This is a genomic window from Leptospira stimsonii (assembly GCF_003545885.1).
Classification (GTDB): Bacteria; Spirochaetota; Leptospiria; order Leptospirales; family Leptospiraceae; genus Leptospira; species Leptospira stimsonii.
This window is the reverse complement of sequence record NZ_QHCT01000001.1, coordinates 1,570,933-1,596,737: the sequence shown is the minus strand read 5'-3', so window position 1 is coordinate 1,596,737 and position 25,805 is coordinate 1,570,933. Positions and strand designations below refer to the sequence as shown.

General features: G+C 44.9%; 25 protein-coding genes. 9 read left to right on the top strand and 16 right to left on the bottom strand.

The features are described 5' to 3' along the window. Positions 1-200: 200 nt before the first annotated feature. Positions 201-1,190 carry a hypothetical protein gene (locus DLM75_RS07955; RefSeq protein ID WP_118967862.1) on the top strand — a complete coding sequence of 330 codons (990 nt, stop codon included), beginning with the start codon at positions 201-203 and terminating at the stop codon, positions 1,188-1,190. A 212-nt stretch (positions 1,191-1,402) separates the two neighbouring features. Next, positions 1,403-2,797, top strand: a complete 1,395-nt coding sequence (locus tag DLM75_RS07950) for a hypothetical protein (protein WP_241547862.1) — start codon at positions 1,403-1,405, stop codon at positions 2,795-2,797. A gap of 612 nt (positions 2,798-3,409) precedes the next feature. On the opposite strand, the gene pssA is transcribed toward DLM75_RS07950, so the two are convergent. From pssA to DLM75_RS07890, 11 genes are all read right to left on the bottom strand, one after another. Beyond that, a complete protein-coding gene (gene pssA, locus DLM75_RS07945) occupies positions 3,410-4,174 on the bottom strand; it encodes a CDP-diacylglycerol--serine O-phosphatidyltransferase (RefSeq protein ID WP_118967860.1) in 765 nt (254 codons plus the stop codon). Then, positions 4,171-5,187 carry a tRNA (adenosine(37)-N6)-threonylcarbamoyltransferase complex transferase subunit TsaD gene (gene tsaD / locus DLM75_RS07940; RefSeq protein ID WP_118967859.1) on the bottom strand — a complete coding sequence of 339 codons (1,017 nt, stop codon included), beginning with the start codon at positions 5,185-5,187 and terminating at the stop codon, positions 4,171-4,173. Before tsaD ends, pssA begins: the two co-directional genes overlap by 4 nt. A 479-nt stretch (positions 5,188-5,666) precedes the next feature. Next, positions 5,667-7,037, bottom strand: coding sequence for a S41 family peptidase (locus DLM75_RS07935; protein WP_118967858.1), 1,371 nt, complete (start codon positions 7,035-7,037; stop codon positions 5,667-5,669). Next, positions 7,027-7,317, bottom strand: coding sequence for an LA_1448 family UV-C exposure upregulated protein (locus DLM75_RS07930; protein ID WP_118967857.1), 291 nt, complete (start codon positions 7,315-7,317; stop codon positions 7,027-7,029). The genes DLM75_RS07935 and DLM75_RS07930 overlap by 11 nt, the downstream gene beginning before the upstream one ends. Positions 7,318-7,355: 38 nt before the next feature. Next, on the bottom strand, positions 7,356-7,967 hold the full coding sequence (gene lexA / locus DLM75_RS07925) for a transcriptional repressor LexA (RefSeq protein WP_118967856.1): 612 nt from the start codon (positions 7,965-7,967) through the stop codon (positions 7,356-7,358). A gap of 69 nt (positions 7,968-8,036) precedes the next feature. Next, positions 8,037-8,732 carry a hypothetical protein gene (locus DLM75_RS07920; protein ID WP_118967855.1) on the bottom strand — a complete coding sequence of 232 codons (696 nt, stop codon included), beginning with the start codon at positions 8,730-8,732 and terminating at the stop codon, positions 8,037-8,039. 80 nt (positions 8,733-8,812) lie between these two features. Beyond that, entirely contained in the window at positions 8,813-9,994 is a 1,182-nt protein-coding gene (locus DLM75_RS07915) for an efflux RND transporter periplasmic adaptor subunit (protein ID WP_118967854.1), read from the bottom strand. A 22-nt stretch (positions 9,995-10,016) separates the two neighbouring features. After that, positions 10,017-11,579, bottom strand: coding sequence for a TolC family protein (locus DLM75_RS07910; protein ID WP_241547841.1), 1,563 nt, complete (start codon positions 11,577-11,579; stop codon positions 10,017-10,019). Next, positions 11,555-12,157, bottom strand: coding sequence for a hypothetical protein (locus DLM75_RS07905; protein WP_118967853.1), 603 nt, complete (start codon positions 12,155-12,157; stop codon positions 11,555-11,557). The genes DLM75_RS07910 and DLM75_RS07905 overlap by 25 nt, the downstream gene beginning before the upstream one ends. 394 nt (positions 12,158-12,551) lie before the next feature. Further along, a complete protein-coding gene (locus DLM75_RS07895) occupies positions 12,552-12,788 on the bottom strand; it encodes a DUF433 domain-containing protein (RefSeq protein ID WP_118968038.1) in 237 nt (78 codons plus the stop codon). A gap of 49 nt (positions 12,789-12,837) precedes the next feature. Next, positions 12,838-14,409, bottom strand: a complete 1,572-nt coding sequence (locus DLM75_RS07890; RefSeq protein ID WP_118967851.1) for a tetratricopeptide repeat protein — start codon at positions 14,407-14,409, stop codon at positions 12,838-12,840. Between the two features lie 114 nt (positions 14,410-14,523). Here DLM75_RS07890 and DLM75_RS07880 point away from each other — a divergent pair, with 114 nt between their 5' ends. From DLM75_RS07880 to DLM75_RS07860, 5 genes are read left to right on the top strand one after another with little or no spacing between them, the layout of a single operon-like run. Continuing rightward, positions 14,524-15,048, top strand: a complete 525-nt coding sequence (locus DLM75_RS07880; RefSeq protein WP_118967850.1) for an ABC transporter permease — start codon at positions 14,524-14,526, stop codon at positions 15,046-15,048. Next, the gene (locus DLM75_RS07875; RefSeq protein ID WP_118967849.1) at positions 15,045-15,710 is read left to right on the top strand and encodes an ABC transporter ATP-binding protein; all 666 of its coding nucleotides are present in this window, start codon (positions 15,045-15,047) and stop codon (positions 15,708-15,710) included. Before DLM75_RS07880 ends, DLM75_RS07875 begins: the two co-directional genes overlap by 4 nt. After that, positions 15,707-16,603: an ROK family protein gene (locus DLM75_RS07870; RefSeq protein WP_118967848.1), complete on the top strand. Its 897-nt coding sequence runs from the start codon at positions 15,707-15,709 to the stop codon at positions 16,601-16,603. The genes DLM75_RS07875 and DLM75_RS07870 overlap by 4 nt, the downstream gene beginning before the upstream one ends. Next, positions 16,600-16,950 carry a histidine triad nucleotide-binding protein gene (locus DLM75_RS07865; protein ID WP_118967847.1) on the top strand — a complete coding sequence of 117 codons (351 nt, stop codon included), beginning with the start codon at positions 16,600-16,602 and terminating at the stop codon, positions 16,948-16,950. Before DLM75_RS07870 ends, DLM75_RS07865 begins: the two co-directional genes overlap by 4 nt. A gap of 15 nt (positions 16,951-16,965) precedes the next feature. Next, the gene (locus tag DLM75_RS07860; RefSeq protein ID WP_118967846.1) at positions 16,966-17,973 is read left to right on the top strand and encodes a lysylphosphatidylglycerol synthase transmembrane domain-containing protein; all 1,008 of its coding nucleotides are present in this window, start codon (positions 16,966-16,968) and stop codon (positions 17,971-17,973) included. 190 nt (positions 17,974-18,163) lie between these two features. Here the strand turns inward: DLM75_RS07860 and DLM75_RS07855 are convergent, their stop codons facing one another. The 3 genes from DLM75_RS07855 to DLM75_RS07845 form a co-directional block, all read right to left on the bottom strand. Next, positions 18,164-19,165 carry an alpha/beta fold hydrolase gene (locus tag DLM75_RS07855; protein WP_147456616.1) on the bottom strand — a complete coding sequence of 334 codons (1,002 nt, stop codon included), beginning with the start codon at positions 19,163-19,165 and terminating at the stop codon, positions 18,164-18,166. Positions 19,166-19,723: 558 nt separating this feature from the next. After that, positions 19,724-20,155 (bottom strand): LA_2478/LA_2722/LA_4182 family protein, encoded by a 432-nt coding sequence (locus DLM75_RS07850; RefSeq protein ID WP_118967844.1) that lies wholly within the window; start codon positions 20,153-20,155, stop codon positions 19,724-19,726. A gap of 102 nt (positions 20,156-20,257) precedes the next feature. Further along, complete coding sequence (locus tag DLM75_RS07845; RefSeq protein WP_118967843.1) at positions 20,258-21,727, bottom strand: adenylate/guanylate cyclase domain-containing protein; 1,470 nt, start codon at positions 21,725-21,727, stop codon at positions 20,258-20,260. Between the two features lie 524 nt (positions 21,728-22,251). Here DLM75_RS07845 and DLM75_RS07835 point away from each other — a divergent pair. Next, on the top strand, positions 22,252-23,538 hold the full coding sequence (locus DLM75_RS07835; RefSeq protein ID WP_118967841.1) for a beta-ketoacyl-[acyl-carrier-protein] synthase family protein: 1,287 nt from the start codon (positions 22,252-22,254) through the stop codon (positions 23,536-23,538). Between the two features lie 10 nt (positions 23,539-23,548). Then, positions 23,549-24,076: a SiaB family protein kinase gene (locus DLM75_RS07830; protein ID WP_118968037.1), complete on the top strand. Its 528-nt coding sequence runs from the start codon at positions 23,549-23,551 to the stop codon at positions 24,074-24,076. Here the strand turns inward: DLM75_RS07830 and DLM75_RS07825 are convergent. Next, entirely contained in the window at positions 24,051-24,872 is an 822-nt protein-coding gene (locus tag DLM75_RS07825) for a PP2C family protein-serine/threonine phosphatase (RefSeq protein WP_118967840.1), read from the bottom strand. The two genes, DLM75_RS07830 and DLM75_RS07825, sit on opposite strands and share 26 nt — an antisense overlap. A gap of 168 nt (positions 24,873-25,040) precedes the next feature. Beyond that, on the bottom strand, positions 25,041-25,799 hold the full coding sequence (locus tag DLM75_RS07820; RefSeq protein ID WP_118967839.1) for a glucose 1-dehydrogenase: 759 nt from the start codon (positions 25,797-25,799) through the stop codon (positions 25,041-25,043). Positions 25,800-25,805 lie beyond the last annotated feature (6 nt).

The following is a 25,805-nucleotide window of genomic DNA, read 5'->3' as shown; positions in this document are numbered from 1 at the left end:
CGCTCAAAATTTTAAAATCCTTCGATTTTCGAGTCCAGAGCGATCTTGGGTAATAAAACCTGTGGTTTTCCTCCGTTTCTGTTCTTTATCTTACCTTTCCCCCCGGACAAAACGGTTTCCTTTCGATTTTTTTTTCGTACGTTTTGCGTTTTTTTTAGAATTTCCACCCTTCGAAAGCGGATCGAAGAACCGTTTTCGATGTGGGGAAAACGCTAAGCATACCTCTTGGAAAGGAGAAGAATCGACTTCGGTTCCTCCTTTCCTTTCTTTTTCTTCTCCTTTCTCACTCGAGTCGGGCTGAAACGCATTCGAAGGAAGGTTCACCAAGGGATCTGAATCCGTTTCTCTTTTCCGCGAGATCGAATTCTTCTTTTGCTCTGGGGTTTTGGACGGAGGCGAAAAAGGAAACGCTTCCTTCCTACGGATTCAAACTTTCTCTTCCCATTCTTCCGGAAAATCCAAGACATCTCTGGAAGTGGAATCTTCTTTCGGAGAAGGAAAGAAATCCGGAACAAGAGAATCGTTGGTTTTACCGGACTTTCTCCGGACTGGAATATTCTTATCTTCCGCCGGAGAATCGATTTCGTCTTTCTTTCTTTGCCGGTTGGGAAAGAGCTGAAATCGATCTGTTCGTTTTCGGAACACGTCTGGAATTTTTCGAAAAACAAGGGATTCAAGTTTTCGGAAAACGAGGCGGGAATTTCGAAAGTGTTTCTATCTTACTCCATTCTCCGAGGGAAAAGGAGTTCACTCTTTTTTTAGGAGCCTCTCGGAGCTGGAACGGAGCACAGACGGAGGATCGTTTTTCTCTCGGTGTCGATTTTTCCTGGGAGAATTTGCAGCTTTCCGCTTTTGGAAACGAAACGAAAGACAAACAACATTCTATTTCTAGTATATTCGAATTTCGGAATATTTTTGCTCAGCGGAAAGTTCTCCCCAAAAAAGAGACGGGTTTCAAAAACGTCCAAAATCGGAATCAATATCATTCCTTATCCAAGATTTCCCTCGGGGTACAGGAACTCTTATCCGCAGGTTTTTCTCTCGATTCTTCCCTGAGAATCTCCAGAGAAAGCTATCTTTCCAGAGAAGCATTTTTCGAATTCGTGGAATCTCTTCCCGAAAAGGAAAAAAACCGCGTCCTTGCGATTTTGAGGAAGAGAAATCCCAGTGAAAAGAAGGAGAAACGTTGATGTTTTCCTTTTTTTCTTCCTCTAAAATCCGAGGTGGCTTCGATTTCCATTCTTCGTATCTTTATTTCCTCGTTTCCGACGTATCCTTCTTTTTGTCTTGGAATCGATGTTTCCGTTCGATTTCGGATCTTGCAAATCGAGTTGTTCTTTTTCGAACTGTTTCGCCGGTACGAACACGTTCCTTCGTAGAAATATTTTTGACTCGCGAAAAAATCGAAAGCGGTTTCATAAATAAGTTTCGTTTTTTTGAATATTCTAGATTCTTACTTTGTTTTAAAATTTTTTCCGCTTCGTTTGTGTTGTTTTTTCCGTTTGTCCCCCGTCTTTTTTCCGAAAATTCCAGGGTCGGTGCGACCTTCGAAACGTATAACTCTCGTTATACCCGAGAAGAAAAGGAAAACTGGTTTTTGAAAACGTCCAATTGTCCGTTGAAACTTAAAAACCCAAGCAAAGAATTCCCTTCGTGTTGGACCGGATTTTTGGAAACGAGACGTGCGAAACCGCTTTTTTCCGGCAAATGGGAAAACGAATTTGTAAGAGTCAGCGTTGGTCATCGGTTTCGACCTCTGGAGAATTTTTATTTTTTACGGGACGACAATTTTTATACGGCTCTTCCCGAGATAGAACAGCCAATCCATCGATCCGCATTCGTGAATGGGAAGTGGGCGGACTGGAATTTCGGTTCCTATTTTTCCGAAGTCGAAGCGCGGAAACGCGGCGGTTATTTTTTGGTTTCTCCCAAAAGAATATTCGAATTTGCTTATGCACCGGAGTCAAAAACGCACTACGCCTCCGTAGATTTTCGATCCAAAAATTTTCGGCTTCCCGGTCCGAAAGTCCTTTCTCGAATCCAGACGTTTGGAATCAAAAAAGAATGGGACGGAACCTTCTACACTTCGATCTTTGTGGAACCTTTGGATACGGAATTTCGGGTCACCGGGTATCGTGGAAAAAGTCGGGAACTCTTCGCGATCGATCCGAATCGAACGGAACTCGACGGAAAAGCCTCTCTGGCTCGTTTGGGAATCGTTTCCCATTCTTATTTTTCTTTGGAATGGGTTCGCGCTTGGAAGCGGCCCCTTCCTTTGGAAAACGAGGGTTCTGCGTTTTTGGAAAATTCTGTGGAACCTTCCGTTACGACGGATTCTCAACGTTGGCAAATCGTAGGTGGAAAAGCGCCCTTGTATTTTGGAGAGGCGGGAGGAATTCTCCTTTCTCTTCGTAATTATTCGCAGGATCATTCTTCGGAAACTTTAGGAAGAGGTCTTTCTTATTCCTTTCAGAAGAAGAATGTTTCGATCGAGGCCGGTCAGGAATGGAGGACCAACGGGGATTTGATCACGGAAGGCAAATGGTCCTTCCGTCTGGACGATTCTTGGAACTTGGAAGGCGCTTTTTTATTTCAAAAAGAAGGAAACCGAACGGATTCCCTTTTCGAAGCGAGGACCGCGAGAGACGAGACGAGCTTTGTATTTACGGATCGGAATTCTTCATTTCGTCTCAGACTTCTTTCGCCTTACGTCGCTTTTACGGTGAGCCATTCTCGAAAGAAGGAAAACAAAAGCGACGGAATCTGGATCAACCTTCAGGTGCAATTCCCGTTTTAGTCCTTATCTTAAAACGAGAGAGTGAACGGGAGCGAGAGTCCAGGTTTTTTTGCAGAAGTAGGAACTCCTATGTGAGTTTCAGAAAATATTCTTTTTAAAATTCGGGGAGGATTCTGCGGGAACTCCTCTGTTTTCGGTTTCTTAAACTTTGATTTACGTCGGCGCTTTGAATCAAAGAAAATACGTTAGAAAATTCCTTCGGAACAAACAATACCTTTCTTAAAAAAGTCGCGTCCCCTACTTCCGTAGAATCGATCCGCACGTTGCATTTTTGGATTTAGCGAAAAGTTTCGTGGGAAACACGCCGTGTCTTTGATCTTTCAGAAAGCTCGATCCGTTTCAGATTCCATTCTCTCTCCGTATTTTAGTGAAAAGTTCGAATACAAATTCCCCGTTGGGTTCGTGTCAAACCTCGACGGCTTTCGAACTTGCGGGCTCTGGTGAGGTTCAAAGCGAACGGACCTTGATCGATCTATTTTTACGGCCTTTGGATCTGTGTAAGTTTCTTTTTGCGGAAACCCCTTTTAGAAAGACGGAAGTTTCCGCGTCAGAATACGCTAAAGAATGAAGAAATTCTAATATTCTAAATAATCGGATAGAATTTTCGTTTTCTTAATCGAGCTTCACTCTGAATTCTTGAATCAGATGGATGAGAAAGGTCATAATCCCGGAAAAGATATAAAAGAAAATCAATCCGTAGATAAGCCATGGCCAGCGATTTACTCCGATCGATACAAGAAGAAGGGTCACTCCCCCGATAAGAAGGAAGATCCTCGTGGGATTGAGTTTGGATTTGATGGCCGCTTGCGGTTTCGAATAACGTATGTTGGAGACCATGAGAATCGCGATCAAAACAAATCCGATGATCGTGAGCCAATGAGGCGCCGAGTTTGCGTTTAAAAAAATCGGAAAAAATCCGACGGTCACTCCTGCGACAGGCGAAGGAAGTCCGGTAAAGGATTTCGGATCGTGAGCCACATTGAATCTCGCGAGTCGATACGCCGCGCAGATCGGAAAGATCGCCGCGACGAGCATCCCGATCGGGAAAAGATCCTCTTTTCCGAAGACATCGATCTTATATTCGGAAAGGACCATCTGATACATTAAATATCCGGGAGCGATTCCGAATGCAGTGAGATCGGCAAGACTATCCAAATCCGCCCCTAATTCCGAGGTCGCATTTAGGGCACGAGCGACCATTCCGTCCAGTCCGTCAAAAAGAGCCGCGAGCAATATAAAGAATCCTGCAAGTGTATAAGCCTGCAATTCGCTTCCACCTCTGGATCCGGCTTCGGAAGCGACGAGCATCGCACTAAATCCCATCGTGAGATTTCCAAGAGTGATTGTATTAGGAACCCAGCTGAGTTTGAGTTTCATGAAAAGATCTCCTGTCTAGAAGGACTTACGGTAAAATCGATATCTCTTTTGTAACCTTTCCGGAACAAATAGTACCCCAACGTAGCTACCATTGCCCCGTTGTCCGTACAATAAATTTTTTTCTTCGGGCTAAAAAGTTCCACAGAATTCTTTTCGGCCCAGGTCTGCAATCGTTTCTGAAGAGTGGAATTGGCGAGAACTCCTCCGCCTGCAAAAACCCTCCGAATCCCGGTTTTCTGAACTGCGCGTTTGAGATTTCTTTCCACGAGATCAAAAGCGGAATTCTGGAAATTCCAGCAGATTTGTTCTTGGGAAATATCTTTTTGCTTCTCGAGGAGAACCATCACGGCGGTTTTGAGCCCGCTGAAAGAAAAGGAAACTTGGTCTTGGGGAAGATTTCGTAAGAGAGGAGGAAGAATCGGTCTTTCGTCGGGGGTGGGTTTGTATTCCCGAGCCTTGGCTTCGATAAAAGGACCTCCGGGATAAGGAAGATTCAAGAGTCCCGCCACCTTATCGAAGGCTTCTCCCAAGGCGTCGTCCATCGTGTCTCCGACAAGTTCCATTCTCCCGAATTCTTTCAGATTGTAAATTGCGGAATTACCCCCGGACAAAAGAAGGCCGAGGACCGGGAATTCTATGGGAACTCCCTCCAGGTGAAGGACTGCAAAGTGAGACTGAAGATGACAGACCGGTAAGATCGGAGTTCCATAGACCATGTGGATACAACGGGCCATCTGAGCTCCGACCATCAAGGATCCGGTCAATCCGGGGGAAGAAGTCACCGCAACGTAGGAAAGTTCTTCGAAGGAGACCTTGGCTTCTTCCATCGCTTCTTCCAAGAGGAGATTGATCTTTTCCAAGTGAGCGCGCGAAGCGATCTCAGGCACGATTCCCCCATAGGGTTTGTGAAGGTCGATTTGACTAAAAATCCGGAGACTGAGGAGTTCCTTCCCATCGCGGACGATTCCGATCGAGGTCTCGTCACAACTGGTTTCGATTCCCATCCCGATCATGAGAGAACCCGATCCACAAAGAAATTGAATCTCTTGAAAGACCGTCGTAACAACGACAAACCTCCGTGAAAGCCGCGCGCCCCCACCCTCATTGGGTGGAGGAGGCGGGCCCGTGGGAAAAAATCGGAAGACTTTTCTCTATCAGAAAAACCGAATCTTTGCAAGAATAAAGTATCCTCTCTCTTCCGTCGGAACTCCGACAAGAGTTCAAATTGAAATCTCCTTGATTCCAAATGATTTCCTAATTTGCGGGAAAAGACTTTAGACTTCGAGAACTCGGACTCACGCGCTTTCTCTTTTTTGTAGCGGGGAAAACTCAGGTGATTTTGCTCTTTCATAAAATCATTTTTTGCAGGCGCAGAGCCGATCCTTGTCGGAATTCTCCGACAAAAATTCCTCTTGAAGCGTTCGCCTCTCGATCCTTTCGGACTTCCCGAGAATTCCGACCGAGATCAGGAAATCGGCGTTTTCTTTTCTCCCTATTTCGGAGAGGTAAGAATCTCTACGGCCTTTCTCATCTGCGGATCCAATTCTAAATCCAAGATTCCATTCTGCCCGTCTTGGGTGCTCCTGGTTTTGTATAAGAATTTGGCGACGTCCGTTGAAAGTTTGATTCCCTTTTCCGCCAGGTATTTTTCAAAAAGAAGAAAGTTGGCTTCGGAATAATTCGGATTCTTTGCAAGAAAGGTTTCGAGCATTTTTTTCTCGGCCATCTTGCGGATGTAGAATCGATCGTCTTCGGTAGGTTCCACCGATTTTACGACTACGTCCGGTTGAATTCCCTTTCCATGAATCGACTTCCCACTCGGAGTATAATACTTTTGAATCGTAAGCGCCACACCGGTGTTATGCGAAAGCGGATAGATATTCTGCACGGATCCTTTCCCGAAGGAAACGGTCCCGAGAATTTTTCCTCTCCCATGATCCTGCATCGCTCCCGCAAAAATTTCGGAAGCGCTCGCAGACCCTTCGTTGATTAGAACGACGAGCGGTAGATTTGTAAATTTGTCGTTTGCAGTCGTGGATCGAAAAACTCGCACGAGTTCTCCTCCCCTTCCTCTTACCGACACGATATCCATTTCCGGTTTTAAGAAAAGATCGGAAAGAGAAATGGCGAGATCCAGAAGTCCGCCCGGATTCATTCGTAAATCCACGATCAGTCCTTCGGCCCCTTTTTCTTTGAGGGAGTTCAGTTCTTTTTTAAATTCGGAAAGTGTACTGTCCTTTCCCATGAACTGATTGAGCTTGATATATCCGAGTTTTTCCTTTTCCAAATACGAAGATCTGACATATCGAATTTTGATCATCTCCCGAGTTAAGGTGAGATTGATCGGTTCTTTCTGATTCTTTCTTTCGATCTTGATATTTACGGAAGTCCCTACTTTTCCTCTCATCAGTTTGATGGAATCGGAAAGGGAAAGGTCGTTTGTTTTTTTACCGTCAATCTCTACGATTCGATCTTGAGGAAGAACTCCCGCTTTCATCGCCGGGGTGTCTTCAATCGGAGATATGACCACGATCGCCCCGTCGGCAAAGGAAACTTCCATTCCGAGGCCGCCAAAACTTCCTCTCGTTTCTTCTTGGAGTTGGGAAAAATCGTCCTTATCCATAAAGCGAGAATGGGGATCTCCCAAAGAAGAGATGAGTCCTCGAATAGCTCCCACGTAGAGTTTTTCTTCGTCAACGGATTCTACATAGTCGGTTTGTATGTAAGATAATACTTCGTGGAAAATCTGGAGATAGGATTCTCCATTTTTAGAAATCCCTTTTACGGTTCCCGTGGGGAGAATGAGTGCGAAGCTGAGAAAGGAGACAAGTCCGATCCAGATCATTCTTTCTTTATTTTTCATATTCTTTGTTTAAAGCCTCAAACAAGGCGGGACTTTTTTCTTTTAGGCGTTCGAGTACCTTATCGGGATCCAATCGATAGACTGAACAGGCCTCGAGAAAAAAGGTCAGATCGTTCGGTGCCGATTTGCCCGCCGTCGCTTTGAGGTTCGCGTTGATTCTCGCGATACTAACTCTTTCCAAAACCCGTTTTACGTCACCGTCGGTGATTGTTGTCTTCTGGGAACTGCATTGGAATATGAGGAAAAGGAGAATGGAGAGGAAGAATTTTCTTTGAAACACTCTGTCCGAAGTTTCAGTCGAGTTTCTTCCTCTGTCAATCAGTAAATTCTATAGAGTCCGACGAGCTTTCCCATCACAACCGCCTTCTTGGTTCGAATCGGTTTGTATTTTGGATTTCTCGCTTCGAGACGGATCTGATCCTGTTCTTTGTAATACACTTTTAGAGTGGCTTCGTCTTCGATCAGGGCGACGACAATTTCTCCGTTTCGAGCAATGTCCCTTTTTTCGATGATCGCGATGTCTCCGTCATTGATCCCCGCGTCGACCATGGAATCTCCCTGAACCCGAAGTGCGTATGTCGGAACATTCGAACCCACCATTTCGTCCGGAACGGGAATGTAGGATTCGATATTTTCCTCCGCAAAAATCGGAAGGCCGGCCGCAACTCGACCGATCACAGGAATACTCGTAGCCTGAACGGGAAGAGATTCCAGAGGACTCTGACGAATGAGTTCAATCGCCCTGGATTGATTCTTCGCGGTTTTGAGATACCCTTTCTTTTCGATCGCCTTGAGATGATCGTAGGCGCCTTTTGCGGTAATTCCGAATTCGTCTCCGATTTCTCGAATCGTAGGCGGAAAACCGCGCTCTTTGATGATGGCAGTAATGAATGTAAGAACAGCCTGTTGCTTGTCCGTCAGGTCTTTCATACTAAACAACTTAGTAGTGAATAAATGCTAAGTCAACACAAAAATAGTAAAAACGGAGGGGTAGAATTTTCACTTCCGTTCGAAAGGTCTGGCTGCGTCCTGATTGATTTCAACGTTCAATTTTTCAAAGTCATCGATGAGTTCCGTAATCGAAGCTCGAAAGGATTCCGGGACCCTTGTCAACGGAATCGCAGGCACAAAACTTTCGTTAAACGGTTCCAATTCCCGATCGGGGGCCGGGGAAAGAGATTCCAATTCGACAGCTTCGTACAATTCGATCAATTCCAATCCGCAAAGAGAATTGACAACTATATACGGACCAAAACGGGGAAGCGAAATAGATCGAGAATAGCTTGAGCTGGTTGAAATATAAGGAGCGCTATAGTATTTAACTTTGGCATGAATGAGTATCGCTTTTTTGAATCTGCGTAACTCATAGTTCCGCTCCGGACCGAAATAAGTCAAAAGATTCAACGACCATTTTGATGTAGGATCCTCATAAGCGTGGCAGTACCACACGGGCAAAATCACAAATGTAGGTTCCTCGACTTTCGTGCCCATCTTGATTGCACACCGAATCGCCGCGTTCAAAAAAGGTCGAAAAATCAAATTGAACCAGGACGTTTTTTTTCCGAAGGCTCTTTGATAGCAGGCCTCATCGAACCAACGGTTTTCCTTAAACTCCCTAAGTTCGTTCGGATCACAGTAAAAACCTTTCGAAAGAATCTTACTCACCTGTTTTTCGGTCAGCTGTTTTGCGTTCATAAAAGGCTCCGTGTTCCGCTCCGAAAAATCGGAGTTTGGCGCTTATAAGATTCTAATTTATCTTTTCATAAATTAGAATCTTATAACTTCAAATATTCACTTTTTAGAATAAAGGATCCTCTGGAAACGACCTGGGCTCCTTCTCTGAGTCCGGACTTGATGATCACTTCGTCTCCTACGGTTTCTCCCGTGAGAACTTCCGTGGCCTCAAAACTTCCGTCGTCGTTCTGAATAAAGACGACTGATTTTCCTTCGATCTCGTGCACGGCTTCGAGGGGAAGAGTCTTTCTCGCTTCGGAACCTGTATTCGCTACGATTCCTTTTACTTTTGCCGTCACCGACTGGCCGGGTTTGAGTTTTCCGTTCCGGTTGGAAACCATGATTCGAAGTTTTGCGGTCCTCTTGACGTTATCCAAAACCGTTCCTACATACGCGACTTCCCCTTTGATTCCGGGAGATTTTTCGTCGCCTAAAGGATAGATCATCGCATCGGCCCCTTCGGAAATGGAGCCGATATCCTTTTCGTAAACTTCCAATAAGACCATCAAATTGGTAAGATTCGCGATCGTAAAAAGATCTTCGTTGCGAGTGACTTGTTGTCCTTGGATCGCCTTTCTTTCGGTCACTTCCCCGTTGATCGGACTCCGAAGAACCAGATTGGAGGAAACATAAACCCCTCTTTCGATTCCTGCGATTTCTCCGGGAGTGAGCCCGTAGTTTTCGAGTTTGATCCGGGTCGTTTCGACTTCGGTCTTCGCGGTTTTGTATTGCATGTTTGCGAACTCATAGTCTTTCGCGGAGGTCACTTTCATATCGAAGAGTTCTTTCGCACGATCGGCTTGCAATTTAAGAGCTTCTAAACTCGCCCTTGCTTTCACATAGGAAGCTTCCACTTCTCCGAGCATCACGGAGGAGAGAATCGCAAGAGGAGAACCTTGACTCACGTGATCCCCTTCTCTCACGAGAACCTTTTTGATTCTTGCTTCGACTGTGGATCCCGCTCTCGCCATACTTTCCGGATCGTAGGAAATTCTTCCGGGGAGCGCGACCTCGTCCACGGAAGCGACTTCTCTCAGAGAAACCACGCTCAGCGGATGTCGTTTTAGAATTTCTTCGGAAACCGTGAATCTACTCTTACTCACGGCGACCGGCTTTTTCTCGTCCGCTTTCTTCGAGACGAATTTTTTGTAACCGAAATAACCCGCTCCTAAAACTGCGAGCAGGACGATCGTAGTTTTATAGCGACTCAAGAAATTGATCATACAAATCTCCGGGATGGATTTCTTAATCCCTCTCTGTTTTTTTACCGACCGCGGCCTTATAGAGTTCTACGGCGTTGTAATAGAGATACAACACTTCGTAGTAATCCCTCAGAACCGTAAGATAATTCTTTTCGGCCTGAAGAAAGGTCACTTGATCGGACGCACCACGGACATAAGCTATCCTGGATTTTTGTTCTAACTGCTTGTTTTTTTGTAAAAGATTGATTCTTTCGTATTTTGCGAGAAGGTCTTCCCTCGCAAGGAGCTCTTTCTTAGAGGCTTCGATCTCTTCGTTGACTTCTCTTTTTTTGGCTTCCAAGGCGAGTTCGAACTTCTTGTGTTCTTCTCTCGCGGATAAAACCTTTCCCTGACCGCGGTCGTTGATCGGAAGTGGAATCGTAGCGAAAACACCGGCGTAGTGTTCGTTTCCCTTGATTCTCCATTCTCCCCCGACTTGGAGATAACCGAGACTTTCCCTTCTCTGAAGATCGATATTGAGTTTTTTCTCTTTGACCCTTTCTTCGAGGGCCGCGATGTCCGGACGATGAATGGCCGCGACCGTGGAATCTTTCAGACGCAATCCAAGATCTTCCAAGGATTTGAATTTCATCTCCGACTTAAATGCGAAGACGCCTTCCGATTCTCGAATCCCGGAAAGAATTCGGAGTTCCTTCTCCACGATCTGTCTTCGAACCAGAGCGTCCCTATAAAACTTTTCCACCTGGATTCTTTCGAGTTCGAGTCTTTCAAATTCAAGAGGAGAGATGTCCCCTTTTTCCACCCGAAACTTCGTGAGTTCAAGAAGATCGCTGTAGTTTTCGTAAAATTCTTTATTATAATCTACTAAATTAGTTAGGAAGAGATACGCCCAGTAGTTCTGTCTGAGACGGAGACGAAAGAGACGGTCGAAGTTTTCGAATTCTCCCAAGACGGCTTCGAAGGATTTTTTCGCAACCTTGGAACGTAAGGAGATCACTCCGTAGACGTCCAAGTCCTGATACATCGCGGGAGCGATTTCCGTACTTCCGCCTTGCGATCCGTTTTGTCCGAGAATGTTCGGCCCCGAAGTTCCGCCCGGCATTCCGATGAACTGTTGTTGGAATTGAATGATCGGGTTTCTGGAAAGAGAAGCAGTGATCACCTTTCCTCTTTCGATCCCCATGTTTTGTCTTTCGGATAAATAGAGCGGGTTGTTTGAAACCGCGTATTCGGTCAACCTCTCCACGTCCCAGTCGATGATCTTTCCCGAGAACGTTACCGGAATCGAAGAAGTCGGTGCGGTTGGTTTTTCCGCAGTCGCATCGAGAGGAGATGAAAGCGATTTTACGTTTTCCGAAGTTCCGGATTTCTTTTTTTCCTCTTCCGTTGTCGAAGTCGATTCCAAAGGAATAACCTCCGCTTGCACCGGAGAAAAGATCAGAGAAAAAAAACTCAAAAAACCTAAGACCAAAAAGGTTTTGAGAAATTGAAACGGACGAAAGCTCGAAGAAAAAGAATTCTCTCTTTCCTTGTCTTTGGAAAAAACTTTGCCCGCGACAAAGAATTCTCCCATGTGATTGGTTAAAACATTCTGTGAAGATACCATTTTCCCTGCACTTTCTTAAAGTATGGATTGAGAAGTTCCTTCTCCAGTTCTATGTTATCTTTAAATCTAAGTTTCAATTCGCATTCCGTCAAACTTTCGTAATAAAATTCGGCTTCGATTCCGCCCGAAAGTAAAAACAAATCCCGAACGGTTCGAACATTCTCCGAGTTCTTTTGTTTTTTGAGAAGTTCCCGATCGAAAAAGTACGTCTGAAAATAATTCTCTTTTTTGAGAAGTTCCTTTGTGATCTGTTCCCGGGTCCAAGTTCCCTTTAGATCCAAGAGCAATCCGTCCTTCGGAGCCACTCGTTCCGGCAATTTGGAAAAATCCTTACTTATAGTATCGTCGATTAAAGATTTCATTAAAAGAAGAATTTCAGGAGTGTCCTTGCTGTGATCTCCGGTATGACCCGCGAGAAAAATCTTTCCCGCACGGATCTCCGGAGCCTTGAGATCTCCTCGGGAAAGAAACATTTCCTGTTCGGAAGTAGTATGACAAGAAAAAGCCAAGAGAAGCCCGAACCAGAGAAGAAATCCTCGGGCGATTTTTCGAATCGAATGTGAGCAAAAGGGCGTCATAACGGAATTAAACTCGAACGAAATAGGGAACGAGTCCAGTCTTTGAAATTCGTCCTGAAAGTCGAACGAAAGTTTTCTTTTTTATCGACTGAAAGGACTCTTCGATAAGTTGAAATCCTCTCCAAAAGGAAACTCCTGTTTTCTAAGAATCTGAAAATAAGAAATGGATAAACAAAAAAAGGAAACCGGTCTCGAACAATCCGGGTCTCCAAGACGCACTTATTCTGCGTTTATGAGAACCCGTTCTCGTGAACGATCAATCCTTCGTTTGTCAGTTCCAGCCATTCGTTCGTGGAGAATTCCTTCAGCATCGCAGGTAAGAATTGTTCGAAGAGGAAAAACAAAAAAACAATTTCACGAGCGTGAAAGGAAGCTTAAGCGTCGATCAAGAACTTCATGCAGAAGCTTTGTAGATGGATTTAACCTTAACGAGATGAGATGCGTATTCCAAGGAAGCCAAGATATCTTCTTTTTCCAAGGAAGGAAAATCGGCTAAGATCTCATCCTCGTTCATCCCTGAAGATAAAAGATCCAAAATTAATTCTACAGTATAACGTTGATTTCGAATGGTGGGTTTTCCATGACAAACGTCCGGATTCAACGTAATACGATGTAATAAATGGGAACTCACAGTATCGATTGGAACGTAGATTCGGAAGTATGTCAATCAAGATATCTTCTTACGCTCCCTTGGCTTCGAGACGAAGGGCCTTCTTTAAAAGTTCTTCCAGATCTTTTCCATAGATGACCGTGAGAAGACTCGGATTGTCCGTGAGAAAACGTTTGGCTCCTTCCGTAAATTCCGCGTCTCCAAGAATAAATGCTTTGTCCACGCCCAACTCCTTCAACTGAGCGATCGTATCCCGTAAAAAAATGTCGGAGATCTTTGCATCCTTCCACTTTCTAAATTTAAAAAGCGCCCTGGTCTCTTTATCGGTTTTGTTTAAGCCCGTAAGATTGAGACCGTCTCCTTCTTTGTTGGGAACTTCTCGGCTTACGGTATAATTCAAGGCCATCACGATTCGAACGCAGAGATTCTTAAATTCTACCCCTTTGAGTTGTCGATAGTGATCCAGAACTCCGACTCCGATTTTAGAAACGTCCGCGAGGAGTTTGTTTCCTTGATCGTCTATGATTCCTTTGATATGAAACGACTTGGAAGACTTGAGTCCCGAGAGTTCGTAGAATCGTTCCATCGGAAAGAGTTCTCCGAAAATTCTTCCGATCTCTTCGTCCAAAGAGAATCCGCTCTGAGCCGCTTTGTTCGCGTCGGCGCGTTTTGTTTCCATTTGGAATTTATAATTGGCGAGATCGATGATTCGTTTGTCGTCGATCCTTTCGGATTCCGCTTCGATGAGATACTCGCTCGCTTCTTCGAGCTTTCCAAGTTTTACAGCAAGAAGAGAAAAGTGAACGTCGGAATCGATCATCTCCTGTTTCCAACCGCTGTTTCTCGCCATCTCCATACAAAGCCTCGCGTGTTTCAAGGCCTCGCCCAAATTCTTCTGAAGAATATAATTGCACATTAGGAATTGAAAGATCGTATAACGTACGTAATCGTCTTCGATCAGATCCGCGACGGAGTTGGCTACCTTTGTCGCCTCTTCGTATTTCCCGTCCCGGGTGAGACTCAGCGCGTAAAGAAATCCCCCCACCGGAGAAGCGGGATCGAGCTCATAGGCTTTCGCAAAGAATTCCACGGGATTTCCTTTTCGAAGCGCCGCGGAGACAACACCTTTCCCGATAAAGATCGAAGCCACCTTGATCTTTTCATTCGGAATCTTACTCAGGAATCGATCGGCGATTCCGAATTCTTTCTGACCTAATGCCATAAAGGCGATCCGAACATTGGCCTCCGCATTTTCCGTATCGATCTGAACCGTATCCAAATAATGAAATAGGGCTTCTTCGAAGAGATCTTGTTGATAGTAGATATCCGCGATCCGATTGGAAACCGCTACTTCGTTGATCCCTTTCTCATACGTTCCGATTTTTTTGATTTTTTCAAGATGACGGGCTTCGTTGGTCGTATCCCCTTCCATCGCGTAGATTTTTGCGATTACGTAGTGCGCCCGGACGTTTGAGGGAGAATTGTCTAGGATATCGCGAATGATAACTCGGGCATCGACATAATTGCCCATAGCGGCCAGTGCGAGGGCTTTTTCAAAAGCGTCTTTCTTGGTCTGGATCAGAAAAGATCCAAACGCAACGATCAGAATGATTCCAATGGCGACAAGAATGACGAAGATCATTTTTTTTGTTTTTCTTTCAGGTTCCGGTTAGTAAATGGATAAAATCCCGGGAGCCGAACCGGGTATTGCCCAATCTTGGGATAAAATCAAATCATTTGTAGAAACTAAAACCAGATGGGAAAACTTACCTACCTCAGATTTGCGTATTCTATCGTGAAACGCGATATTACAATCAGTATTCTTCATATAGGATTTTCCGTACTCTTTTGTTTTTTCCTGATTTTCGGGATCTTTCTACTGAGAATGGACAAAGTCCCCTCTAACCCTTCTAGTATCGAACTCTTCCGGAATTATCCACAGTTGGTTTTATTGCTCAGTAGCGCCGGATTGGTTTTTATGGCGCTTTCTCGAACCCTCCTTCGAACCGCGGACGCCGGAATTATGATGGCCGTCGGAGGCAATCGAATCGGAACGATTCGCCTTTTGGTTGCGGAACTCTGGATTTTACACGGGACCGGATTCTTCCTGAGCGTTTTCGCCACGATTGTCTTTCCACCCTGGTTTGGCGAAAGTTCCAGCCTTTTAGATTACGGAAAGGCATTTCTTATCTGTATTTCTTTGATTTCGGGAACCGGGGGAATCGTTTCCGTGATTCTTACATTCTTAGATCCGTATCGGTCGATCCGGAGGGGCAAATGATTCTTCGCATCAACGATCTTTCCAGAGAATACGGAAAGTCCAAGGCCGTGAACGGCGTATCTTTCGACATGAACCAATCCGATTACGTGGCGATCGTAGGACCTTCCGGTTCTGGAAAGACCACACTTCTTTCGATGATCACAGGAATGCTTTCCAGTTCTTCGGGAGAAGTTTACTTCGATACGACCAAGGTGAGCGACATGGGTCACGGAACCTTGGCGAACTTTCGCGCGAGAAACATCGGACTGATCTTTCAGTTTTCAGAACTCCTTCCTCATCTCGACGTGGAGGAGAATATTCTACTTCCGGCTCTTCTTGTGGGAAAGTTTAGTCAAAAAGAATATTTGGAAAAATGCGAATACCTCATTCAGAGCCTTCACCTCGAATCGATTCGTAAGAGTTATCCGAGTAAACTTTCTGGCGGACAGATTCAGATGACCGCGATCGCAAGATCCTTGATCAACGAACCCGAACTCCTTCTCGCGGACGAACCCTCCGGAGATTTGGATCCGGAGAACAGCGAACTCGTGAGAAATCTTTTATACGATTTTAACACGAGAGGACTTACGATTCTACTCGTGACTCATGATATGAACCTGGCATTCGACGCGAAGACGATCTATGAAATGAGAGAGGGAGCGTTTACCCGGGTGGTAAAATGAAATCCTATCTCGGAATCGATATCGGAGCCGGGAGCATCAAAGCGAGTCTGGTCGATACGAACGGAACCATTCTCAAACAAACTTCGAGAAACACGGGAATCGAAACGACCGAAAAAGAATTTTTGGATTCTCTCGTAAATATCGTGAACGAACTCGAAGATTCTTCGCTCGTCGCGGTCGGGATCGGAAGCCCGGGTCCGATCGACACGGAAAACGGAATTCTCATCGAATCCGCGAACCTTCCCCTCTTAAAAGAGGTTGCGTTAGTCGCTCATCTCAAGAAGAATTTTAAACTTCCCGTATATTACAATAACGACGCAAACCTGGCGGCTCTCGGAGAATATCGTTTCGGTCTCGGAAAAGGATCTTCCAATCTGATGATCCTAACGTTAGGAACGGGGCTCGGCGGAGGTTGGGTGTATCAGGGAAAACTGTTCAACGGATATCGGGGAAGCGGGATGGAAGCAGGACACGTAACCTATCTTCCCGGAGGCGCGCTCTGCGGTTGTGGACAAAGAGGATGTACGGAAGCCTATTTTAGCGCAAGCGGATTTTTACACCGTTATCATGAAGCCTGCGGAGTTCCTCTTTCCAGTGCGGAAGAATTTTTCGAAAACGTAAGAAAGGGAGACAAGCTCGCAGTAACTCTGTTAAACGAAGGAATCGACGCGCTTTCTCAGCTCTGTAGAACCTTGATCCACACGGTCAATCCGGAGAAGATCGTTTTTACGGGAGGTCTCGTCAAATCCTGGGATCTCTACGGAAACGTCTTGAAAGAAAAAATTCACGGCCTGATCTTCCCTATTTTTAGAACTTATACTCAAATTCTACCCGGTGGAAACGTAGCGGGAGCGCTCGGCGCGGCCGCGCTTTGTATGGAGAATCACGAATGAAAGATCCGAATTGTATCTTCTGCAAGATCATCGCAAAAGAAATTCCCTCCAAGATCGCCTTTGAAAACGAAGAAATATTAGCATTTCATGATATTTCTCCGCAGGCTCCGGTTCATATCGTATTCATCCCCAAAAAACACATCGTTTCCCTCGCGGACGTAAAAAACGAGGATTCCGTTCTTCTCGGGAACATACTCGTTCAAATCCGCGACGTCGCAAAGAATTTAGGAATTGCAGAAAACGGATATCGAGTCGTAAACAATACCGGCAAAAACGGCGGACAAACCGTTTTTCACATTCATTTTCATCTATTAGCCGAACGCCAATTGCAATGGCCTCCGGGATAACTCAAGGAACTAACATTGAAACGAATTCTATTTGGAACCGTAATCAGCGTCGTCGCGCTCGGATTTTTATTCTCGAAACTGGATCTTAGCGAATTCTCGAGAATCCAAGAACGATGGGAACCGATCTATCTGATTCCGTTTTGTATTTCTTCCGCTTGGGGACTTCTTTTATTTTCCTGGAGATGGCACCTTCTGATGGGAAAACAAATCTCCTTCCGTTATGCGCTCTTTTCCTCATTTATCGGAGTCGGTGCCAATATGTTTCTCCCCGCGAGAGGAGGAGACATTTTCCGTTTGTATTTTTGTAAAAAAGAATCCGATCTCCAATATCCGACCTTGGTGACCGCGCTTTTTATCGAAAAAGTATTAGATTTTTCTTTTATATTCTCCGCGGGAATCTGCGCGCTCATGTTTTTGGGAATCAAAGACGAAAGTAGCGACTCTTTCTTTATCATCTCTTCGCTTGTGATCGTCGGAATTTTTCTCGGATTGATCGCGGTTCGTTTCTTGAACGAAACGATCGTTTCCGTTCTTGCTTGGGCGGCCGGACTCTTAGGAAAGAAAGAATGGTTCTTACAAAAACTCGCCCACTACGTTCGAGACCTCGGAAAGTTTTTGGTATTAAAAAGATTTCTGCTTCCGGCGATATTGACCGCGTTCACTTGGCTGATCGGATACGCGCTGAGTTACGGAATCTTACTCAAGTTAGTCGGAATCGAAATGAGCTACGCAGGAATCGTCTTGATCATGTTCGCAGGAGCGGTCGGAGTGATGGTCCCCTCCGCACCTTCAGGTGCCGGAGTGTTTCACGCGTCCGTCACCTCCGCGTTTGTTCTTATGGGAAGAAAGGCATCCGAAGGTTTGTTTTACGCGACCACGGTTCACCTCGCGCAATTCATTCTACAGAGCATTTTTGCAATCCTCTTCTACTTATATTGGATCGTAGACAGAAGAAAACGCGGTTTAGGAAAGGCGGAATTTTCCCTCAAGGAATCGGAAGTCATCGAAGAGAATTCCTTATAGACGTTCTGACTTTTGTTAAGCGAAGCGTAAAAGAAGGACCGATTTGATCGGGAATACTTTGCGAAAAAAATCCATTCTGAAACGAGTAAATTCAAAATAGTAGAATCGTCCGATTTTAACTGAAGCGAAGGTTGGCGTCCGCTTCAGATTTGTTTCGATCGAATTTTGAACCCGACTTTGATTCAATCCATCATTTGTTTTTCGATTCTTTGGAAAGGAATTCCAGAATCGCCTTCGCGGTTTTTTCCGGGATTTCCTCCTGAGGAATGTGTCCACAGTTTTCAAAAACGATCATTTGAGAATTGGAAATGTCTTTGTGAAATTGTTCACCGATCGTAAGAGGAATCCATCCGTCGTCCTTTCCCCAGAGAATCAGAGTCGGCTGTTTGATGGTCGGGACGAGCCCGAGATATCCTTTTGCAAAGCCGTCCTCTAAAGTTCTCGAAAATGAAACCGTAGATTCAATTCCGCCTAACGTTCTAAGACGATCGAAATACGCGCCGATTCGTTCTTCCGTAATCACCTTCGGATCGAAGACGACTTCTTTGAGGTTCCAGTGAAAAAGCCATTTTCCGTAAAAGGTTTTCATCATTTCTGCGGCAAAGGGGAGATTGGACATCCGAATGATCAGAGGTTTTTTCATCGGATACGGACCGACTGCGTCTATCAAAATCAACTTCCCGACGAGGTCCGGATCTTTTGCCGAAGTCAAAGCGGCGATCGCCCCACCCAAAGAATTTCCGATGAAAACTACATTCCGTAACTTTAATGCTTTTAAGAAACTCGCGACTTCGATTTGTAACCTTTCCACGCGGTAATCTCCTTCCAGAGGTTTATCCGACCAACCGAAACCTTTCATGTCCAAAGATACGATTCTATAACCGGATTTTCTCAAATAAGGAATCGTTTCCGTCCAAGTATAAGTCGAAGATCCAAAACCGTGCAAAAGAAAGATATCTCCTTTCGTTCCGGGGAAATCCTGGTAGTGATAATTGACATCACCTAACTTTAAAAAACGATCGAATTCACCCTCGTCCAAAATTTTCCCCGGCGGGATCGTTTCGACAAACAATCCACAGTGAAGGATAAAAATGGAAAAAAGAATCAGACAGATTTTTTTTAAACTATCGAATGGGAACATAGATGTTGACCTCTTGATCAGTTTTGCAAAGGCGAACTCAATTCTTTTCATAAAACTTCTCGGATAATCAAGAAAATAGCTTCCAACAAAGAAAGTGTTCCTTTGTCCTCCATCGTTTTTTTTTGAATCCTTTCGCCCTTTCAAGATCAAAGGAAAGACGTGTTGCTATCCGTTTTTGTGACAAGGTGGAATCCACTCTCGGCGCAAACGAAAAAAAGTTAGATTTATGTTCGTAAAATGAAACCGGTGAACGCGAAACATAGACCGCTTCGAAAGCGCAAGATTTCTTGTGGAAGAATTCGGAGAATTCTTAGATTACGCTTGATTTGAGATGAAAAAAACTTGGTCGAGATCACTCGCAAACAACAATTTCGTTTTTCATTCTTGCTTCTTTTTTATATTATTAGAATAGCATAAATTACTAATTTATTCGAAGGGAACAAGCCTACTTTAGTCATTTTTTGTTAGAATCTAAAAGGAGAAATTTACAGGGATTTTTTGATTCGGATTCTATTTCCGATTCAGAGAAACTTTGAGGCGGGTTGTATCGAGAAATTCCGCCGGAAAGTAAATGAAATCCAATTCCGACGGAGGTTCTAAAGAGAATTTTTATTTTTTAGATAAAAACTGACAGGCTTCCGATTTTTGGATCGGACTGTTAGGCGACATCATTTCGGAACAACTTGTTTTCTCGATCAAGGCCATACATTCTTTGGCCGCTTGTACTTTCTCGGGAGTTGCGTCCTTCCATTCGTCGGCTTCGGTTTTACCGGTTTTCGCTCTCTGAGCCGCGGCATTTTGTTCGATCGATTCCAAACAAGCTTCCTTGGATTGAAGCATCGGAGGAAGAAATTTTCTCTGAGCTTCCGGCAATTTGCTGAATTGTTCCTTCGCACATTCTACGGTCTTGGAACAAGTGATATCCTTGGACTTCTTCGCAAGCTCTTGCATTTCTGCGGCCGGATTTCCAGCACCTTTACAATTGAAGATAAAAAGCGCCAAAGAGACGAAAACTAACAAACTCGTTTTTTTGTAATTCATAACCCTTTCCTATTAAAAAACAAAAGGATCGTTTTTTGTATCTTTTTGAAAATAAATTTTTTCTAATTCGTCTTCGGATTTCCCCGAAGACGAATCCGGTTCTCAAACGCCGACCAATTCACTCCGTTCTTCGAATCTGTAGAGTTTGTGAACCGTTGCCTTCTGACCGACTCCCTTCAAGGAAGCTTCGTGTTTTTCGGAATCGTATCCCCTAAGGCTCAATTCTTCCTGAATTCCGGGACTGGAAAGAATCGGCTCGGTCACCCAGATTTCTCCGGCGGAAGCGAGCGATTGGACCCGAGCGGCGATGTTCACACTTTGCCCGAAATAATCGAGTCTTTCGTCGTTGATTACGGCTAACGCAGGTCCTTCGTTGAGTCCGACTTTCAAACCGATCTCATGACCATGCTCCTTAAATTCTTCATTCATCTCGTCGATTCGAGTCATCATCTCGAGAGCGGCAAACATTCCGTCCAGAGGACTTGAAAAGGTAGCCATGATCGCATCCCCCATCGTTTTGACGATCGCTCCGTGGAACTTCTTCACGGTTTCGGTAAGAAGACGAAAGTGTTCCTGAACCAATCGATAGGCGAGAATATCCCCTGCCTTATCATACATTTCCGTGGACCCTCTTAGGTCCGTAAAAAGAATCGTAAGACTTTTTACGTTCAGATTTAATTTACTGCTCAGTTGTTGGATCCGAAAGAGTTCTCGGAATGTCTGATTGTTCAAAAGCATCTTCGCGGTCAGGAACGGCTCAATCACAGTGGGATGTTCTTTCACGATTTCTAATATTCTCGGAAGATCCGGTTTTATGATGATAAAGCCGGCCTTTGCGATCGTCCGATTGGAAACTTTGAGTTCGTATTTTCCCGGAGACAAATGAAGTTCGTTCGGAGTAAAACCGCTCGTGAGTAAACTTAAGTCGATGACCCGATCATCCGGCGTTTCTTCCCCGTCAAAATACAGATAGACCGCCGAATTGTTCTCGACCGAACTGAGCTGATAAGCGGGAACATTGATGGCGTCTAACGTGATATTGCGGGTGATTCCCGGTTCCAATACGATCAAGCCGTTTATATTCTTACCAAGAAAGTCCAAAAGTTCTTTGGACTTGTGAAAGTTCGCCGAGATATGATATCTGAGATAGGTTTCCGCATCGACCAAAGGATCCAGATTCTGTTTTTTGATCGACGGGTTGATCGAAAAACTCACTTCCACTTGATCGTCCAGAGTCGCGGGAACATCCAGATTACAAATATAACAATGAAAACTTTTTTCTTCGATCTGATCCAAGGAAGTATGAGAAGACGCGACGCCGCCACAGGCCGGACAAATCATATTGTATGCAAAATCGATCAATCCGATCTTTCCGGAATGTAGAAAGAGATCGATCGCCTCCCCCGTTTCAAAATCGTTTTCCCTTGCAAACCGAATCGGGTTGATCCTATGCAATTTCCAATCGTCTTGAGACCGCAAATTCTCGATAAAACGAGAGATCGATTTCTTAGATAAAACTCCAAATCCTTCCAAGGCTTTTTTCTTTTGCACCAAAAGAGTTTCATTCCACATAACATTCCTCCTAGGAATCATAACCAGAACGACTCCATCTTTTCCGTCTCATTTTTTATGGCAAGCATTTTGTAACTATTTTTGTTACATTCATCATAGCCTTCTCCGTTCACTTCGTTTTCCGAACCAAAAGCCATTCCGCGAAAAAATCAGCGAACCCCGCCAAACGTCGGTCTTACGACCGATTCCCAAACAATTCTTAAAAAGGATCCCCCGAACTTCCTTTGACGCGGACTTAAAGTCCGTTGCAAGCCGATTTTTCGATTGAAAATTTGTCGGATCAAAGCTTACGCAGACCGGAAGGAACGAGGCGTTTCCAAAAGAAAGAATTCGTTCCGGTTCTTCACTCAAATCTATATTTTAGTTTTTTTGAATTGATTTTTAGCGTCCAATGACATATTTAAAATCCCTTTTCTAAAAATTCGGAAGAATCGGGTTTTTCAAAGGAAATATATTTCCAAAAAGATCGAAGAGGAAGAGCGTTATCTGCGTTTGAACGACAAACCGCATACGATCGAACCAATATGGATAAAACGAAAATAAGCAAAAACTCCAGGGTCGTAATCACGGGAATCGGAGTTATACTTCCGAATACATTCTCAGTGGAGACATTCTGGAAAAACCTTTCTGAAGGAAATTCTCAGATCGATACCATCACACGATTCAAAACCCACGATATGCCCGTTAAGGTCGCGGCGGAGATGAACGATTTCGATTGGAAAAAGTATCTTCCGGACTTAAACGAAAAACACGCGAAGAATTACAACCGGGAGACTTTCGCTCTCATGTCCGCAATGGAAGAAGCAAGAAGGGATGCGAAATTGGATAAGGATTCGGTGGATCCTTCCAAAGTAGGCTTTATCGATTCTTCCTCTCGCGCGTCCTTGGCTTGGTGGGAACACGCTTGGAAACTCTATCACGAAGAAAAAAACCAAAGTGTTTTCGATCGTTATTCGGTTCTTACTTCGATGGCTTCCAATCCCACGAACCTAACCGCAATCTATGCGAATATTCAGGGATTCGTTACTACGATCACGGCCGCCTGTGTCGGCGGACATCACGCGATCAGTCTTTGTTATCAAGCCATTCGAAAAGGAAGAGCCGAAGTGATGTACGCAGGAGGACACGAGTTTCCCTTGATCAAACCTCTTATGATGATGTATTCGGATCCTGCGAGTTCGGTGATGTCATCCGAAGAAAAACATCCTAAGTCCGCAATCAAACCCTACGATAGAAACAGGGACGGTTTTATTCTTGGAGAAGGCGCCGCGGTTCTTTGTATGGAAAGAATGGATCGAGCCATCGCTCGAGGAGCCCGCATCTACGCCGAAGTGTTGGGAACCTTCAGTTATAACGAAGCGGACCACGCAATGAGAATGGATCTAACGGGAAAAAAAGCCGCGACCGGATTGAGTCGTCTTTTGAAGATCAGTGGAATGCATCTCGGCGATATCGATTATTTCTGCGGACACGGGACCGCAACGGTTAACAATGATATGGCGGAAAGCAGGGCCCTCAAAGTTCTATACAACGGCCTTGCAAAAAATAAGTGGGCGCCCCTCGGTTCGATCAAACCGATCTTCGGACATACGTTCGGAGCCGCTGGAATCATCAACGTAGCCGCAACCGCATTGATGTTGGAAAAACAGATCATCTGTCCGACGATCAATCTCAAAGACGTCGATCCGGAATGTGATCACGATCACGTGGCAGAGGGAGCCAGAAAGGTTCGTCTCAGAAACGCGATCTCCATGGCTTTTGCAATCGGCAGTCAGTCTTCTTTCGTAAGCCTGACCGCACCGGATCTTTAAGATGATAAGAATGAAAACAGGCGGACTCCACAAACAATACGATCATTCTAAAAAGATGAAATCGGTCCTTTACTATCAAGGCGCCGTGACCCACGATATTTTGGGAAGCCTAACCGAAATTCTAAAGGATCGAATCTCGAATGAAAAAAGGAAAAACAAAATTCTCAACGTATTTGTAGAGATGGCTCAGAACGTAAGTCATTATTCTTCCGAGAGAGAAAAGGATTACGGAGTCGGTTTGATCTTGGTAAAGGAGAAGGGTCATATTCTCAAACTCTCTACCGCGAACTTTTTAACCTCGGAAACGGCCACGCCGCTCCAAGAAAAACTCGAACACTTTCTCTCGCTTACGGGAGAAGAAGTGAAAGAACTCTATCAGGAGAAAATCAAGGGGGAAAGGCCGGAAGACAGCAAAGGAGCCGGTTTGGGATTTTTGGAAATATTAAAAAAATCCGATTTTCCGTTCCGTTCCTCTTTTGAAAAAACGCAAGAGGGAGAAGTGTTTTTTACCCTTACCGTTTTCTTTCGCTTGGGGTAAGTTTCCACGGTTCGGCGTGGGAGAGAGCCATCTCCTTGACTTCGATCACGATGACGGATGTGTTATCCCTTGTCATTCTCAGATTCGCTTCTTCCGCAAGATGAGAACAAGCTTCTTTTACGTTAGTCGCGTTCTTAAGAATCTCCTCCAAATCGTCGATTTTGATTACGTCCGTAAGTCCGTCGGTACAAAGAAGAATCCGGTCTCCTTCACTTAAGGAATTCGTAATATCAAAAAGATCCATCTGAAGATCGGTCGTTCCTCCGCCGATACAACTCGTGATATAACTCCTGGAGCTATGACTTCCTCCGCGGACAGAATCCGAAAAGGAATGATCCACTGTAATCTTATGAATCCCTCGGGAGGAAAAATGATAGGCTCTGCTGTCCCCCATATTGAACACAAGAACCTTCCTTCTTCCGAAAAGAGCTCCGACTAGGGTCGTCCCCATTCCGAGTTTACCGGTCTGTAACGCGTGTTCGTTGATTTCGTTGTTGATCTTCCGGAAAAGATTCTGCCAACCGGCTCGGGGAAGTTCTTCCAGAGGTTGGATCGCTCTTTCCATCCAGGCGAGTTTTTCCAACGTTAGACGGCTTGCAATTTCGCCGGAGGTATGACCTCCCATTCCGTCCGCGAGCGCGAGAATCAAAGGAGAATGGGAAGAATCGCGGATGCCCGTGGAACCGAAAGAACCGGAAACCGTCCCGGCGACGATCTCGCCGGAAACATACATGGAATCCTCGTTATGCGAACGAAAGTTTCCTTTTTCCGTAATTCCAAAATAATGAATAATCATGAAGAAGAAAGTGCGGAATTTCGAAGGAATTTCCGTAAAACTATTATAAAAATGTGTCAGCGAAGGTATTCAAGAACAAATCTTCGCCAGGTCAGTTTTTTCAAAACGATCCAAAGAAGAATTCCTGATTTCGAATTCCTTTCTCTTTGTTTCGTTTAGAAAAGAAAATTATTTGGCGGAATAACCGCCGTCGACCGGAAGCGCCGTGCCCGTGATAAAGGAAGCGTCGGAGCTACAGAGCCAGACGGCGACTTTGGCGACTTCTTCGGGAGTCGCGATGCGATGAAGAGGATGAAGTTTGACGAGTTGTTTTTCGGCCTCCAGCGGATCCTTTGCAAGATGAAAGAGCTCGTCCAAAATTTCAGTCTTTACCGCGCCGGGACAAATTGCGTTGATACGTATGTTCTTCTTTGCGTATTCCAATGCGGCACTTTTGGTCAACCCGATGATTCCGTGTTTCGCCGCGGAATACGGATTGATTCCCACAACTCCGTTGATTCCCGAAATCGAAGATACGTTTACTACGGCCCCTCCTCCGACTTTAAGAATTTCCGGAATTTGATATTTCATCGAGAGCCAAGCTCCTTTGAGATTCACGTTCACGACTTTATCCCAAACGTCTTCCGGATATTCGTGCAAAAGATGGTTTTCTCCCATGATCCCCGCGTTGTTGATTCCAAAATCCAATCGACCGTATTTTTCGATCGTGAAATGAACCGCGTTCTTTACTTGTTCTCCGGAAGTTACGTCGCAGGCGACAAAGAGGACGTCTCCGCCTTTCGATCGGATTTCGGATTCTACTTTTTTTCCCTCTTCGGATCTTCTGCCGCAAAAAACGACCTTCGCTCCCCGGGTTACGAATTCTTGAACGACGGCCTTCCCGATTCCTGTGCTTCCTCCGGTCACAATCGCGACTTTGTCTTTCATAGAATT